Source organism: Ruegeria sp. (assembly GCF_965243365.1).
Classification (GTDB): Bacteria; Pseudomonadota; Alphaproteobacteria; order Rhodobacterales; family Rhodobacteraceae; genus Ruegeria.
Genome location: NZ_CBDEUW010000001.1, coordinates 374,227 through 388,617 on the forward strand (window position 1 = coordinate 374,227; position 14,391 = coordinate 388,617).

General features: G+C 55.9%; 13 protein-coding genes. 1 reads left to right on the top strand and 12 read right to left on the bottom strand.

Annotation, left to right across the window (positions count from 1 at the left end):
- Positions 1-27 precede the first annotated feature (27 nt).
- The 8 genes from ACP0GE_RS01740 to ACP0GE_RS01775 all read right to left on the bottom strand — a co-directional run bounded on the left by ACP0GE_RS01740 (position 28) and on the right by ACP0GE_RS01775 (position 8,898).
- Positions 28-1,128, bottom strand: coding sequence for a hypothetical protein (locus ACP0GE_RS01740; RefSeq protein WP_424830278.1), 1,101 nt, complete (start codon positions 1,126-1,128; stop codon positions 28-30).
- Positions 1,129-1,351: 223 nt separating this feature from the next.
- Positions 1,352-2,863, bottom strand: coding sequence for a mannitol dehydrogenase family protein (locus ACP0GE_RS01745; RefSeq protein ID WP_424830279.1), 1,512 nt, complete (start codon positions 2,861-2,863; stop codon positions 1,352-1,354).
- Positions 2,863-3,636, bottom strand: coding sequence for an L-iditol 2-dehydrogenase (locus tag ACP0GE_RS01750; RefSeq protein ID WP_424830280.1), 774 nt, complete (start codon positions 3,634-3,636; stop codon positions 2,863-2,865). Before ACP0GE_RS01750 ends, ACP0GE_RS01745 begins: the two co-directional genes overlap by 1 nt.
- Positions 3,633-4,637 carry an ABC transporter ATP-binding protein gene (locus ACP0GE_RS01755; protein ID WP_424830281.1) on the bottom strand — a complete coding sequence of 335 codons (1,005 nt, stop codon included), beginning with the start codon at positions 4,635-4,637 and terminating at the stop codon, positions 3,633-3,635. The genes ACP0GE_RS01750 and ACP0GE_RS01755 overlap by 4 nt, the downstream gene beginning before the upstream one ends.
- 12 nt (positions 4,638-4,649) lie before the next feature.
- Positions 4,650-5,480, bottom strand: coding sequence for a carbohydrate ABC transporter permease (locus ACP0GE_RS01760; protein WP_424830282.1), 831 nt, complete (start codon positions 5,478-5,480; stop codon positions 4,650-4,652).
- Positions 5,481-5,492: 12 nt separating this feature from the next.
- Entirely contained in the window at positions 5,493-6,359 is an 867-nt protein-coding gene (locus tag ACP0GE_RS01765) for a carbohydrate ABC transporter permease (RefSeq protein WP_170375757.1), read from the bottom strand.
- A 104-nt stretch (positions 6,360-6,463) separates the two neighbouring features.
- Positions 6,464-7,777: an ABC transporter substrate-binding protein gene (locus ACP0GE_RS01770; protein WP_424830283.1), complete on the bottom strand. Its 1,314-nt coding sequence runs from the start codon at positions 7,775-7,777 to the stop codon at positions 6,464-6,466.
- Positions 7,778-7,872: 95 nt separating this feature from the next.
- Complete coding sequence (locus tag ACP0GE_RS01775) at positions 7,873-8,898, bottom strand: LacI family DNA-binding transcriptional regulator (protein WP_424830284.1); 1,026 nt, start codon at positions 8,896-8,898, stop codon at positions 7,873-7,875.
- A 119-nt stretch (positions 8,899-9,017) separates the two neighbouring features.
- On the opposite strand from ACP0GE_RS01775, the gene xylB reads away from it, so the two are divergent.
- The gene (gene xylB, locus ACP0GE_RS01780) at positions 9,018-10,454 is read left to right on the top strand and encodes a xylulokinase (protein WP_424830285.1); all 1,437 of its coding nucleotides are present in this window, start codon (positions 9,018-9,020) and stop codon (positions 10,452-10,454) included.
- Positions 10,455-10,721: 267 nt separating this feature from the next.
- On the opposite strand, the gene ACP0GE_RS01785 is transcribed toward xylB, so the two are convergent.
- The 4 genes from ACP0GE_RS01785 to ACP0GE_RS01800 are packed head-to-tail and all read right to left on the bottom strand — an operon-like array spanning position 10,722 to position 14,308.
- The gene (locus ACP0GE_RS01785; RefSeq protein WP_424830286.1) at positions 10,722-11,420 is read right to left on the bottom strand and encodes an ABC transporter ATP-binding protein; all 699 of its coding nucleotides are present in this window, start codon (positions 11,418-11,420) and stop codon (positions 10,722-10,724) included.
- A 1-nt stretch (position 11,421) separates the two neighbouring features.
- Positions 11,422-12,201, bottom strand: coding sequence for an ABC transporter ATP-binding protein (locus ACP0GE_RS01790; RefSeq protein WP_424830287.1), 780 nt, complete (start codon positions 12,199-12,201; stop codon positions 11,422-11,424).
- Complete coding sequence (locus ACP0GE_RS01795) at positions 12,198-13,388, bottom strand: branched-chain amino acid ABC transporter permease (protein WP_424830288.1); 1,191 nt, start codon at positions 13,386-13,388, stop codon at positions 12,198-12,200. Before ACP0GE_RS01795 ends, ACP0GE_RS01790 begins: the two co-directional genes overlap by 4 nt.
- A 2-nt stretch (positions 13,389-13,390) precedes the next feature.
- Positions 13,391-14,308: a branched-chain amino acid ABC transporter permease gene (locus ACP0GE_RS01800; protein ID WP_424830289.1), complete on the bottom strand. Its 918-nt coding sequence runs from the start codon at positions 14,306-14,308 to the stop codon at positions 13,391-13,393.
- Between the last annotated feature and the right edge of the window lie 83 nt (positions 14,309-14,391).

A 14,391-nucleotide genomic window follows, 5' to 3' on the forward strand; every position in this document is an offset into this window, starting at 1 on the left:
CTTGTGGACGTTCTCACTAATCAGGCGCTACTTTCTGCGCAGAACCACCACAAGATGCCAGACTTCGCAGGCATGTTTGTTCGTCTCCGACTCGTAGAGTTGCGTGAGACGATTATAGAACTCCGCCATGAGTTGATCGAGCAACTCGGCAGTTCTGCAATTGGGACCGAACAGATGCGTTCTCAATGTCGAGTCTGCAAAGGCCCGGATATATCCAACATATTTTTGGGCATAGGTATGGGGATCATCAATATGCTCCTGGAAAATATCTTCCGCCTTGGTCGGAGCAGGTTGGACGGTTGTTTGGATAACTTCGAACGCATCCCTCAATTCGGTGTTTTCTTCAAACGGCCTGCGCGCCTCGGCTTCGGTCATGAACCAAAGCGAAAACAAAAAGGAGTCGAGGCTTTTTGGACTGATGAGTGCATCGTCCACCATCGATTTGGCGACGACCTGAATAGAGCGGTAGATGCCGCGCCCCGACGCAGCGATCCCATTCACTTCGGAGGCGTCGGGGACCGAACCCAGCGTCCCGACAACCAGATGCCCACCTGCATTGATTTCCCTGGAGCGCTGAAGCAGGAATTGGGTCCAGTCCCTTTGCGCAATCCGGTCAACAATCTGGCGGGCATCACTTTGTAGATCGGCGAACCAGACGGTTCCGGCAGACGTCAGTTGAATACCCTGGCTCAACCAATGGCTGGCGAATATGCATGTGCCGATTGAAGCCGACGCAGGGGATGTGACCTGATCATAAAAAGACCCGACGGCTGCTTCTGTGCGGATATTCTTGGACATTTGCGCATAGCCCTCGGGGCCTGCCGCCAGTTGGAACAAGGTGTTCCAATCGTTGCCAACCTGATCAGAATGGCAAACAACGATGGGGGTTTTGGCGAATTTCTCCAGACAAGCCTCGATTGCCGGTTTGACCATTTCGATGGAGTTCACACCCGGCCCGCACCCATAGTCCATGATTTTGAACTCAGTGTCGGGCGGACTCATCGAATGCACCAGGTCTCGAACCAGTGGGGACAACAGTCGCACCAGCTGCAGTTGCGCGGAAGAGTTGTCGTTGTAATCCAACATGCCTTCGGTAGATTGTCCCGATTGCATTTTCTTTTCAGTCATTGTTTTGGTCCTCAATTTGAACCGGGGCATCAAATGTTTGAACACTACAGGTCCAACCGCGATTTGTCAGTTCTGGCTGCTGGTGAGGTTCGTGATAACAACACAAGTGGGGCTTGCCACAGGTGTTCGCTGCCAGTGCTTTGCCGGAGAGCCGAGTACCGTAAACGGAGGCCAAAGTTTTAGTGAGATGTGTCCGCGCCTGATCGATCTGAGTGTCGCGAGTTTAGCGTGGCTTTGAATCGTTATCGATATATTCAGCTATGGCTGCCCGGCCGCCACTGCGCCAAATTGCGGTCAACCAAGAAGAAAAGGCTTCGGAAAAGCGCGTGCCAGGCCCAAAGTCACCGCAATACAGCCGTTGTCCAATCCAGAGGCCCGGATCAGTTTTGGCCGCCAACGCGGTTTTTCTCAGGTTCTCCCAGAGGGGGTCATTTGGTGCGATTTCGGAGCCATCTTCACGAACTCCGGCACACATCCGGCACCAGAATGCTTCGGCCAGCGCGAGTCCGTTTATGGACGAACCGGACGCAATTGCATCGCGCAGGGAAGGCAGCAGGAACCCGGGATGTCGTGCTGATCCATCGAACGCGACCCGGCGTGTCGAATCGTGAATCGCTGTATTTGCAAATCGCCGCTTAACCAAGCCAAGGTAGTCCTGCGCTGTCGTTCCGGGAACGGCCTCGACATGGGGCAGAATTTCCTCGACCTGAACTTTCGTGAAAAATGCTGCGATGTCCGGATCCTGCATACAGTCTGAGATCGTCGGGACATTCAGAATTTCTCCGACGTTCGCGAGCAGTTGGTGACCTCCGTTCAAAATGCGTAGTTTCATAGTCTCGTAGCTATGAACATCGTGGGTTAACGTCACTCCGACCTGTTCAAGTGGGGGCCGCCCAGCGCAGAAATCATCCTCGATCACCCATTGGCGGAAGTTCTCGTGCGAGACCGGGGCGCGATCATCGATGCCAAGCGTTTGGCATTGTGAAATCAAATGGTCAGTCGTCGCGGGCACGATGCAATCTACCATCGCATTCGGGAATGCGCCGTTCCGATCAATCCAGTCGGCCAGATCAGGGTCGGACAGGCGCGCCAAACCAGCCACGCAGTTTCGCAGGATCGTTCCGTTGCCCTGAAGATTATCGCAGCTCAGCGCTGTAAAAGGTTGCACTCCATTCACGCGGCGCTGCCTGAGTGCAGAAACGATGGCGCCAAAAACGGTACGAGGCTGGTCGGGATTTTCCGCATCGTGGCGAATGTCTTCGTGATTTGTATTGAAGGTGCCTGTATTGGCGTCCAAAAAATACCCGCCTTCGGTTACCGTCAGCGACACAATCCGGATAGATGGCTCAACCATCTTTCGGATCAGGGCTTCGTTGTCTGCTTCAATCGGAAGGTAGTCGATCATCGGACCAATCACCTCGGCGGATATCCCTTTCGGATCCAGCTCGATCAGAGTCGTCAGGCAGTCTTGCGCAAGCAATCTCTCCCGCATCTCGACATCGTGGCTTCGTACACTGGCACCGATGATCGCCCAGTCATACGCCCGACCCTGCTGCATCAGTTGGTGGATGTACCCAGCCTGATGCGCGCGGTGAAAATTGCCAAGCCCGATATGGACAATACCCGGCTTCAGGTCCGATCGCTCATACGCTGGCACCCTGACAATCGCAGGCAAGTCTGCAAGCCTGTCGCGCCGCAGCCGCACCGGAGGTTTCGCGTTCGCCACAGGGTTCATCAACTCATCCAGTTTCCGCCATCGACATTGTAGGTTTGGGCGACGATGTATTTGGCCTCGTCAGAGGCCAGAAAAACCGCCATGCCGGTCAGATCTTCGGCGCGCGCCATGCGGCCATAGGGAACGGCCGCCGCGACTTCGCGTTTCTTTTGCCCTGGCGATTTGCCCTCGTGTTTTGCGAAGAATGCATCAACGCCGTCCCAGTGTTCTCCATCCACCACACCCGGAGCGATGGCATTCACGTTGATCCCGTGAGAGATCAGGTTGAGGCCCGCAGATTGAGTCAGGGATATGATCGCGGCCTTGCTGGCGCAGTATACGGCAACCAGAGGTTCGCCCCGCCGCCCGGCCTGCGATGCCATGTTGATGATCCGGCCTTTCACCCCGTGTTCGATCATATGGCGCGCAACTGCCTGCATCGTGAACAGAACACCCGAAACGTTGATGTCGAAAACACGGTTGTAGTCGGTGCGCTCAATTTCGACGATTGGCGCAGCGGTGAAGATGGCTGCGTTGTTGATAAGAATACCGATGGGGCCGAATTGCGCTGCTGTTTTCGCCACGGCCCCATCGATGCTTTGCTGGTTGGTCACGTCTATCTCGACAGCCAGAGCGGCCTCGCCGATATCCTTAGCCGCATCCTGTGCCCGCCGGATGTCGATATCGGCGATGGCGACGCGCGCGCCCTCTGCAACATAGGCTTTGGCAAAGGCCAGTCCGATGCCTCGTGCAGCCCCGGTGATCAGGGCAGTTTTGCCTGCCAGTCTTTTCATTCGATGCGCAGGCCTTTTGCGTCAAACCGATGAATCACATCTGATCGCGGAGTCAGGTGAATGCGATCCCCGTGACGAAAGCCGACCTCGCCATCCGCGCGAACGGTGATTGTCTCGGCCAGACCGGTTTCGTGAACATGGAAGAAGGTGTCCGAGCCAAGGTGTTCCGAAACGCTGACGACTCCGGACCATTCACCTTCGGTTTCGGAAACGGAGATGTGCTCAGGTCGAATTCCGATGGTTCGTGCGCCGTGTTTTGCGGCCTCATCGCCTTCGATGAAGTTCATTTTCGGCGAACCAATGAAGCCTGCGACGAAAAGGTTTCTTGGGGTACGGTACAGTTCCAACGGGCTGCCAACCTGTTCGATTACACCGGCTTGAAGAACAACGATCTTATCGGCCATGGTCATGGCTTCGACCTGATCATGGGTGACGTAGATCATCGTGGTCGCCAGACGTTCGTGCAACTCGCTGATCTCCAGTCGCATTCCAACGCGCAGCGCCGCGTCGAGGTTCGAGAGAGGTTCGTCAAACAGGAACGCAGCGGGCTCACGGACAATCGCGCGACCAATGGCGACCCGCTGGCGCTGTCCGCCGGACAACTGGCCGGGGCGGCGATCCAGATAGTCGGTCAGGTTCAACACGCTTGCTGCCCCTTCGACGCGCCTGTCGATTTCGGCCTGATCCAGCTTGGCCATGCGCAAGGGAAAGGCGATGTTCTTGCGCACAGTCATATGCGGGTACAAAGCGTAAGACTGGAACACCATCGCCAGACCGCGCTTGGCAGGTGGCACGTCGGTGGCGTCCGCCCCGTCAATATCGATCGAGCCGCTGGTGATATCCTCCAACCCCGCGATCAGGCGCAAAAGGGTGGACTTGCCGCAGCCCGAGGGGCCGACGAAGACAGTGAACTCGCCATCCTCGATGGTCAAATCCAATGGGGGAATGACCTGCACGTCGCCGAAGCTTTTGGTCACGGACTTGAGTTGAATACGTCCCATGTGTCGTGTTCCTTATTTCACAGCGCCGAAGGTCAGGCCGCGGACAAGTTGTTTCTGGCTGAACCAGCCAAGGATCAGGATTGGTGCGATTGCCATGGTCGAGGCTGCGCTGAGCTTGGCAAAGAACAGGCCTTCGGGGCTGGAATAGCTGGCGATGAAGGCCGTAAGCGGTGCCGCATCTACCGCGGTCAAATTGAGGGTCCAGAACGCCTCGTTCCAAGCCAGGATGAAGTTCAGCAAAACGGTCGAGGCGATGCCCGGAACGGCCATGGGCGTCAAGACATAGAGGATTTCCTCTTTCAACGTCGCCCCATCCATCCGTGCGGCTTCCAGGATCTCACCCGGAATTTCGCGGAAATAGGTGTAGAGCATCCAGACAATGATCGGCAGGTTGATCAGCATCAACACCACGACCAATCCTCCACGCGTGTCCAGCAGACCCAGCCGAATGAACAGCAGGTAGATCGGGTACAGCACGCCGACCGCAGGCAGCATCTTGGTCGACAGCATCCACAGCAGAATGTCCTTGGTGCGCTTGGACGGTACGAAGGCCATCGCCCAAGCGGCAGGCACCGCTATGATCACACCCAGAACAGTCGAGCCGCCCGCGATGATCACTGAGTTCCACAGGAACCGCATGTAATCAGAGCGCTCTTGAACGATGGCATAGTTCTCAAGCGTCCAATTGAAGTTCAGGAACAGGGGCGGACTGGCAATGGCCTCTGCCTCGGTCTTGAAGCTGGTCAAGATGGTCCAGAGGATCGGAAAGAAGATCAGCAGGCCGATACCCCAGGCAATGGCGGTATTGATCGTTTTGCGTTGTGTCGTGACGGCGCGGGCCATATTCGTTCCTCCTCACGCGTCCAGGTTCTTGCCGACGATGCGCATCAGGAAGATCGCAACGATATTGGCTAAGATGATTGCGTAGACACCTCCGGCTGATCCTAGGCCGACATTCTGGCTTTCCAGCACGCGCTGGAAGATCAGGTAGGTGAGCGTGCGGGTGCCGAACGCGCCGCCGGTGGTCACGAAGATCTCGGCGAAGATCGACAAAAGGAAGATCGTCTGGATCAGGATCACGATCGTGATCGCGCGGCTCAGATGCGGCAGAATAATGTGGTAGAAGCGTTTCAGAACCGGCGCACCGTCCATTTCAGCGGCTTCCAACTGCTCACTGTCCAGCGACTGGATCGCAGTCAGCAGGATCAGCGTTGCAAAGGGCAGCCACTGCCATGAGACGATCATGATAATCGAGGTCATCGAGGCCTCGGACAACCATGAGATCGGCTCGGCCCCGAAAAAGCGCCATAGGTGGGCCAGCAAACCGTTAACCGGGTCCATGAACATGTTCTTCCAGACCAGTGCGGATACGGTGGGCATTACGAAGAAAGGCGCAATGACGAGGATACGGACAACGCCCTGACCCCACATCGGCTGATCCAGCAACATCGCCAGAAGGATGCCGAGGATGACCGTGATCACCAGTACACCACCAACGATCACCAAAGTTGCTTGCACGGCTGGCCAGAAGGAACTGGAGGATACGAACCGGACGTAGTTGTCGAACCCAACCCAGCCTAGGTCGCCACCGCGCAGGGGCAGGTATTTCTTGAAGGAAAAATACAGTGTCATCGTCAGCGGTACGAGCATCCAGCCAAGTAGAAGGACCACTGCGGGTGCCATCATCAAGCGCGCAACGGATCGGGAATGTTGAGTTGCCATGACGCAAGACCTCTCTGTTCAGGCACATACCAGCCTGCGAGAAAAATACGGTTTGTGGAAGGGTAAGGCGGGGGGCAGATTGCTGCCCACCCGAGGGGAGATTCTCAGCGGTAGCCTGCGGCTTCCATCGCGTCGTTTGTTAGCGCTTGTGCTTTTTCAAGCGCTTCCTCTACCGTTTGCTGTCCCGCATATGCGGCGGAAAACTCTTGGCTGACTTCTGTCGCGATACCTGCAAACTCGGGTATTGCGGCAAATTGGACACCAACATACGGCGACGGCTCGACAGTAGAATCGTTGGGATCCGCTGCTAGGATCGTATCCAACGTGATCTGAGCAAATGGTACTTCCTGATACAGCTTGTTGTCATACAGCGACTGACGAGTTCCCGGGGGAACGGCCGCATGACCGTGTTCAAATGCGACGAGACGCATATAATCTGGGCCAGTTGCCCATTCCATGAACTGCTTGGCCGCATCTTCTTTTTGCGTTCCGGCAGGGATCGCAAGCGCCCATGACCAGAGCCAACCGGCGTTCTTGCCAAGACCATTGTTTGGGGCAATTGCCCAGCCAACCTTTCCGTCGACTTCGCTAGGTGTACCTTCACGCTCGCCAGTAAGCCATCCGGCTGCAACCGTAGCGTCGATCCACATTCCGCATTTACCTTGCCGGAACAAAGAAAGGTTCTCGTTGAAACCGTTGGTCGCATATCCTGCAGGACCGTAGTTATCCATCAGGTCTTTGTAAAAGTTCAGAGTATTTGCCCATTGCTCGGTGTCGAACTGGGCATTCCAATCTTCGTCAAACCAACGTGCACCAAACGAGTTGGACATCGCAGTGATGAAAGCCCCGCCTTCACCCCAGCCAGCCTTGCCGCGTAAACAGATACCGTTGATGTCATTGTCACGATCCGTCATCGCTTCGGCTGCTTCGCGGATGAACTCCCAAGTGGGCTCTTTGGGCATTTCAAGACCTGCTTTTTCCATCAGGTCTGTGCGGTAATGCACCATCGAGCTTTCGGCGTAGAACGGTGCTGCGTACAAGGTGCCTTCATGGGAAAGCCCGCCACGAATAGCCGGCAGAATATCTTCAACTTCGTAGCTGTCCGGCATGTCATCCAGTGGCACCAACCAACCATTCGCACCCCAGATCGGAGCTTCGTACATCCCGATGATCATGATGTCGAATTGGCCGCCTTTGGTGGCGATATCCTGAGTCAGGCGCTGACGTAGAGTATTTTCCTCTAAAACAACCCATTCGACGTCGTGTCCGGTTCTTTTGGTAAAGTCGTCGCTCAGCGCCTGCATGACGATCATGTCGCCATTGTTCACGGTACCTACGGTTAATGTTTCAGCATAGGCGCCGCCCGCAACAACAGTTGCTAGTGCAGTCGCCGCACGAAGTGCGTGTTTCAGATACATCCCTGTCCTCCCTGAGCTTGGATGTCGTGCAGAGAGCGTAGATCGTAAATTGTCGCGGCGTCAATAAAAACTTTACGCGCGTTAAAAACTGGAAGTCACGCAGAATCTCTCAACACGAGGCGCGCCGGAAAAAGCGTTTCTGTTCGAGCATCGAATTTCCCACCACTTTCAATAAGTTCGAACAAAGTTTCGACGCTGCGCCCGGCCACGTTGTCGTAGTCATGCGCAGCCGTCGTCAGGGACGGGCACGTGAATTTTGCGAACGGGTGATCGTCATTTGAGGCGACCCGCAGGGTGCAACCTTCTTTCCGGCCGACCCGAATCCCCTGTTCGAAACAAGCTGCAAGGAAGCCAATAGCAAGCCGGTCATTGCTGCACAGAACCGAATTCGTTCTCAATCCACGCTCTTCCAGAACCTTTAGCGCGCCCCGGTGCCCAATCTCTTCAAACGCCCATCCTTTGCCGTCGACTTTGATGATATGTGGCTCGAACCCCAGACGGTTCATCATTTCAACATAGGCCTTTCTTCGTTTGTTGGCGTTCGGGTTCGCAGGTGTGCGCATTTCGAAGAAAGACGGCGGCTCGCCCGTCCGGGTCATGTATTCGACGGTTTGCGATACAAAGCTGAAATTGTCAGATCCGATAAAGGCGGCCCCGAGACCATCTAGGTTACTGTCAAACAGAACCGTTGGCACATTGGCGCAGAACCTTTCAATCGCTGAACGGTCCGAGATTCGCCCCAATGGCGCCAACAAAACGCCGGCGGGCTTCATGGATTGCAGCCCATCCAGAATTTCGTTTTCCAATTTTTGTTCGCCATGTGCACTAAACAGAGATGGGCGATACCCCGCTGCGATACAGCTTTGTTCCAGGTACCGAGCAATTTCGGCGAAGAACGGATCAGCCAGATAAGGCACTACAATGCCGATATTCTTAGTCAGCTTCCGGTTCTGGTTCACCGCGTAGATATTCGGGCGATAATCAAACCGTTCGAGCGCCTCTTCGATGCGAGCCCTTGTCGTTGGGCGAACGCTGTCGGGATCGTGGAAGTACTTGGACACAGTGGGCCGCGAGATACCGCTGAGGGCTGCGAACTCTTCCATGTTCTTAATCTTAGTCATGCCAGTTTGCCTAAGGATATTAGCCATCTTGAACTTGTCATATTTTTACATATTCTTTGCGCGCGATAAAAATCAATAGCCAGACAAGTTCCGGGCGTTTGTGCGGGCAAAGGGTTTGAATGTATCTCGGGATCGATATCGGAACGTCAGCGGTCAAGCTTGTCTGTGCGGATATCGATCGAATTCTCGCGACGTCCTCAGTTGGGATAAAGACTTCCTCGCCGCAGCCCGGCTGGTCAGAGCAGCACCCGGATCTTTGGTGGAAGGCAACAACGGATGCACTGAACCAACTTGCTGGGCAAATCACGATGTCGGACGTGAAGGCTATCGGGTTGTCAGGACAAATGCATGGGGCCGTTTTGCTGGACCGGGATCTACACCCGATACGTCCGGCAATCCTGTGGAATGACAGCAGGGCAGTCCCGGAGTGCGATGAATTGCGCGCGACCCACCCGCAGATTGGTCGTATCGCAGGCGTCCTCCCCTTACCAGGCTTTACCGCGCCCAAGATTACCTGGATGAAAAAACACGAACCGGCCAACTATTCCCGACTTGCCCATATCCTGCTGCCCAAGGACTACATCGGTCTATGCCTGCACGGAGAGTTGGCGACCGACACGTCCGATGCTGCAGGAACTCTGTGGCTGGATCAGGCCGCGCGCAACTGGCATGCAGATATTGCCGAAGCCACTGGCGTAGCGCCCAATTGGCTACCGCCGGTTTTCGATGGCCACAGCGTCGTTGGGACGGTGACGGCACAAGCCGCAGCAGAAACAGGATTGAAGCCCGGCGTACCCGTCGTGGCCGGAGGAGGAGATGCAGCAACCGGGGCGGTGTCTTTGGGCGCGACCGAACCGGGGCGTGGCTTCATCTCCCTTGGGACGTCCGGCCAGCTGTTCGTGGCGGATCGTAGGTATAAGCCCAACCCCGAATGCTATGTGCATGCCTTTGCACACACATTGCCCGACCGCTGGTATCAAATGGCCGCGATGCTGAACGGTGCAAGACCGATTTCATGGATCGGCGATCAACTGGGGTTATCTGCTGCCGAGGTCGTTGCGCTGGCCGAAACAGTAAGCGGTGACCGCGTGCCAATTTTCCTGCCATATCTCACAGGTGAGCGCAGTCCCCTCGGAGACCCGCATGTTCGGGCCAGTTTCTTCGGCCTTGAGGATTCGACAACACGCGCGGACATTTGCCGTTCCGTGGTAGAGGCAATTGCCTTTTGCTTTGCCGGCGCCGCGCAGAGTTTCGGTGACACCATTGACAGCTTGCCGGAACTAGCCGCAATCGGAGGTGGCAGCCGATCTGATCTGTTGTTGTGTCTGATTGCAGCGGTGACCGGGAAACCCATCGTACGCTCGGACGGGGCGGATGCCGGCCCAGCCCTTGGCGCGGCCCGTCTGGCAGCCTGTGGCGACAGTGCGTTGACTATTGCCGATCTTGCGGACCAGCCCCCAACAACGGACAGATTCGAGCCGGTCGATCTGGCGGGACTGTCCGAGCGATTGGAGCGGTTTCGAAGACTCTACCGCGCAGTGAGTACTGCCTACTGATTGCCCTATAATCATCTTCCGCAGTGACTTTATCGCAAACTTTCAGCGACGACGCCTCCGTACGAGTTGCACTTCGGATTTTGAGCGTCGTTGGCTGCGACGATCTCACTCAAAAGTGCTCATTTACCAAGGGGCTTTTGTACACGGTTTTTCTATTTTCGTTATCCAGTGTCCCATCGATAACTGAAAGAAAATCTGGCTGAGCGTGGGGTAACCGCGATTGGAACTGAGTCCACATGGCTTGTCCTCGCAGCCCCCTGAAAACGTTCAAAGATAGAGATGTTTTACGGTATCGTCCGCCAGCAACTCTTCCCGCGTTCCGGCTGCTGCAATCCGGCCTCGCACCAGCAAGTACCCTCTGTCTGACACCGATAGCGCTGTTTCCGCGTTCTGTTCAATCAGTAGGACGGTTGTTCCATCCTCACGGATGCGCTTCACGATCTGAAAGTACTCCGCAATCAGTTTGGGCGACAATCCAAGCGAAGGTTCGTCCATAATGACAAGCTTTGGTGCGCCGATCAGCGCCCGGGCCAGGGCGACCATCGCCTGTTCCCCGCCCGACATGGTTCCGGCGGGTTGTGACAACCGCTCACGAATACGCGGAAACAGCGTGGCCATTTCCTCCAGCCGGCTTTCAAAAGGGATCTGACAACCTGCCGCGTCATATCCAAGTCTTAGGTTTTCGCGCACAGTGAGCGAAGGAAACAAGCGGCGACCTTCGGGGACAAATCCAATACCAAGCGCCGAAAGCTTCTCGGTGCCTAACTTCGACACGTTTTCACCAGCCAGGGTGACTGTACCGCCCTCAGAGGGAAGCAGCCCCGACAACACTTTGAACATGGTGCTCTTTCCAGCACCATTAGGACCCAGAAGGCTGACGACTTCGCCTTCCATCACGTTCATCGACACGTCCTGCAGCATCGGCACGACGCCATAGCGCGAACTCACTCCGGACAGTTCTAGCATGTTACACCTTTTGCCCCAAATAAGCTTCCTGAACGTCTTCCCGCAGACGAATATCCTGAAACAGCCCGTCCGCGATCTTGCGTCCATAATCGATCACGATCACTCGGTCCGGCAGGGCGGATACCAACCGCATGTCATGCTCGATAATCAGAAACGAAATGCCGGGCCGTTCCTGCATGATGCGTCGGACATCTTCCATCAAGGCATCCGTATCGCGGTCATCCATACCCGAAGAGGGCTCATCCAGCATGATCAGTTGCGGGTCACTCGCCAGCGCACGCGCAATTTCAAGCCGTCGCCTGTCGGCCTGTGGCAGTGCACCTGCCAATGTGTTTCGCCGGGCATAGAGATCTCTGGAAATTGAGTTCAGCAAAGCGCCTGCGTGGTCTGCGGCCTCCCGTAGTTTCCGCCGCGCGCGCCGCGGCAAAAGAAGCGCTTCGAGCACGCCGGTATCGGTACGGCTGTGCATTCCGATGATCACATTGTCCAGAACCGTCAGATCGTTGAACAAGCGACTTGACTGGAAGGTGCGGGTGATCCCCATTTCGACGATGCGATGCGCAGGTCGACCCGAAATGCTGACGCCGTTTAGTAAAACATCCCCGTTTGTTGCCTGATACAAGCCCGAGATCAGGTTCAGCAATGTGGACTTGCCCGCACCGTTTGGGCCAATGACCCCGAGAATTTCAGACGCATCCACATGAAGGCTGACTGAATCAACCGCGACTAACCCACCAAATCGAATGGAAAGGTCGCGGGTTTCAAGGACAGGTGTTGTCATTTGCTCTCTCCATAGTCGCGCGCACGCTGTGGAAACAGCCCCTGTGGTCTGAGGATCAGAAACAGGATCACCACCACGCCGACGAACAGCAGGCGATAGTCATCGAAGATGCGTAGCTTTTCGGGTAGCAGCGTCAACAGGAAGGCCCCAAGGATCACACCAAGCGTGTTGTCCATGCCCCCAACGATAACCATCGTCATGATCGTGACCGAAACAATGAATGTGAAATTGTCCGGCGAGATATAGCTGACATAAAACGCATAGATGGTACCCGCGAAGGCCGCGAGGAACGCATCGACACCAAAGGCCAGCATCTTGTACCAGACAACGTTAATGCCCTGACACCGTGCCGCAATTTCATCGCTGCGCAGCGCGTTCCATGCCAGACCGACGCGGCTTTCATGCAGCCATTTGGCGGACAGGATCGTCAGCCCCACAAGCGCGGCGGACAGATAGTAGAAATTCGCCTGACTGGGCAAACGGTAGCCAAAAACCTCGATCGGCGAGATGAAGGAATGGCCAAATAGTGTAGGTGCGGGAATACCGACCAGGCCATTGGGTCCGCCGGTCCAATCGAAATTGTTCAGAAGCTGATGCACCACGATGCCGAATGCGATGGTCACAAGCGCCAGATAACTGTCACGTGTGCGCATGGATGGGAAACCGAGCAGAAAGCCAAAGAGCGTTGCAACCACCGCCGCCACCGGCAGGGTGAGCCAGAACGAAACCCCGAAATTGAGCGCCAACAAGGCCGAGGTATATGCGCCGATGCCGTAGGATGCGCCCGTCGCAAAATTCGGGATATTGGCGCTGCCCAGTTGGAAGTTGAGCGCCAGCGCGAGTACGGCATAAAGTTGCGCGATGATCAGCAGATGCAGCGCATAGCTGCTGCCTTGCATGAAGAATGGAAAGACCAGCGTAATGGCAATACCGAGAAATATCGCCAGACCGCGAAGGCCGCTGAAGGCCGAAACGATGTAGTCTTCGATCATCGGGCGAACCTGCAAAATGGCAAAGCCAACCCCAAGAAGCGCCAGCAGGACCAGCGTTTTGGCGGTTGTCCCCGCCAGGACAATTGCCCCCAACATCACCGCTCCGCCTATTGTGACGGAAAGGACCGTTGCGATCCGCAACATGGTCGAGAGGCTTGATGCTGGGTTTGAAGGGGCGCGTGCTACGTGACTCATGTTTATACCTTCTCAATGATCGGCTTACCGAACATTCCCGATGGTCGGAGTACCAGGACGGCGATGACCAAAAGGAAGACAAAGACCAAACGATAGGCTGCTCCGTCGGCCAAGGTTGCCTGCGCCAGAACGTCGATTCCCGCGATCAGGAGGCTTCCGACAATCGCACCGTGCATTGATCCGAGACCGCCCAGCACAGCGGCGGAAAACCCGATCAGCCCAAGCTGGATTCCAAAATCAAATCGGACCACGCCCGCGTAGCTGCCATAAAGCAATCCCCCCACGGCGCCGATTGCCGAGGCGATAAAGAAGGTCACCGCGAATATCCTGTTTGGGTTTATGGCCATCAACCGGGCCACTTCACGATCTTCGGCCACGGCTCGGATGCGCATACCAATTGGCGTGCGATGCAGCAGGAGATAAAGAAGCGCCACAAGCCCGCTGGCCGAGACCAGGACGACGATGGTGAATGCCGAGATCTCTGTTCCCGCAATGGCAAGTTTACCCTCAACCACCAATGGAAACGGTTTGGGATTGCTGCCCTGGGGATAGACTGTGCGGACAAGCTCGCGCAGGACGGCGCCTAATGCGACCGTGGCGACCAATGCCATCATTGCAGGTGAATTTCGGAACCGCCGGATCACCAACCAATCCAACAGAACGCCCAGACATCCAGTTGCCAGAACGGCGAACCCCAAAGAGAGTATCCAGCCCCAAGCGCCCAGGCCCGGTGCAAGCCATGAACTTACGGCCTGCACACTCGCCAGTGCCAGAAACGGGGCAACAATGGCGACATCCCCATGCGAGAAATGGATGACATTCAATACGCCGAACAGAAGGCTGAACCCCAGCGCGACGAGCGTGTAAAGACAGCCCAACATCAACCAGTTCATAATGTGCTGCAGTAAGATTGCGTCCATGGGTCCCTCAGATCAGAGCTAAGCTGGCTCTATCTGATAAGGGGGAACCCTCAATTCGGAAAAGTATAATCGCCGTAATCGGG

Bases quoted from the DNA above. Each gene is read 5' to 3' on its own strand.
- ACP0GE_RS01740 (WP_424830278.1), bottom strand. From the start codon at position 1,128: ATGACTGAAAAGAAAATGCAATCGGGACAATCTACCGAAGGCATGTTG.
- ACP0GE_RS01745 (WP_424830279.1), bottom strand. From the start codon at position 2,863: ATGAACCCTGTGGCGAACGCGAAACCTCCGGTGCGGCTGCGGCGCGAC.
- ACP0GE_RS01750 (WP_424830280.1), bottom strand. From the start codon at position 3,636: ATGAAAAGACTGGCAGGCAAAACTGCCCTGATCACCGGGGCTGCACGA.
- ACP0GE_RS01755 (WP_424830281.1), bottom strand. From the start codon at position 4,637: ATGGGACGTATTCAACTCAAGTCCGTGACCAAAAGCTTCGGCGACGTG.
- ACP0GE_RS01760 (WP_424830282.1), bottom strand. From the start codon at position 5,480: ATGGCCCGCGCCGTCACGACACAACGCAAAACGATCAATACCGCCATT.
- ACP0GE_RS01765 (WP_170375757.1), bottom strand. From the start codon at position 6,359: ATGGCAACTCAACATTCCCGATCCGTTGCGCGCTTGATGATGGCACCC.
- ACP0GE_RS01770 (WP_424830283.1), bottom strand. From the start codon at position 7,777: ATGTATCTGAAACACGCACTTCGTGCGGCGACTGCACTAGCAACTGTT.
- ACP0GE_RS01775 (WP_424830284.1), bottom strand. From the start codon at position 8,898: ATGACTAAGATTAAGAACATGGAAGAGTTCGCAGCCCTCAGCGGTATC.
- xylB (WP_424830285.1), top strand. From the start codon at position 9,018: ATGTATCTCGGGATCGATATCGGAACGTCAGCGGTCAAGCTTGTCTGT.
- ACP0GE_RS01785 (WP_424830286.1), bottom strand. From the start codon at position 11,420: ATGCTAGAACTGTCCGGAGTGAGTTCGCGCTATGGCGTCGTGCCGATG.
- ACP0GE_RS01790 (WP_424830287.1), bottom strand. From the start codon at position 12,201: ATGACAACACCTGTCCTTGAAACCCGCGACCTTTCCATTCGATTTGGT.
- ACP0GE_RS01795 (WP_424830288.1), bottom strand. From the start codon at position 13,388: ATGAGTCACGTAGCACGCGCCCCTTCAAACCCAGCATCAAGCCTCTCG.
- ACP0GE_RS01800 (WP_424830289.1), bottom strand. From the start codon at position 14,308: ATGGACGCAATCTTACTGCAGCACATTATGAACTGGTTGATGTTGGGC.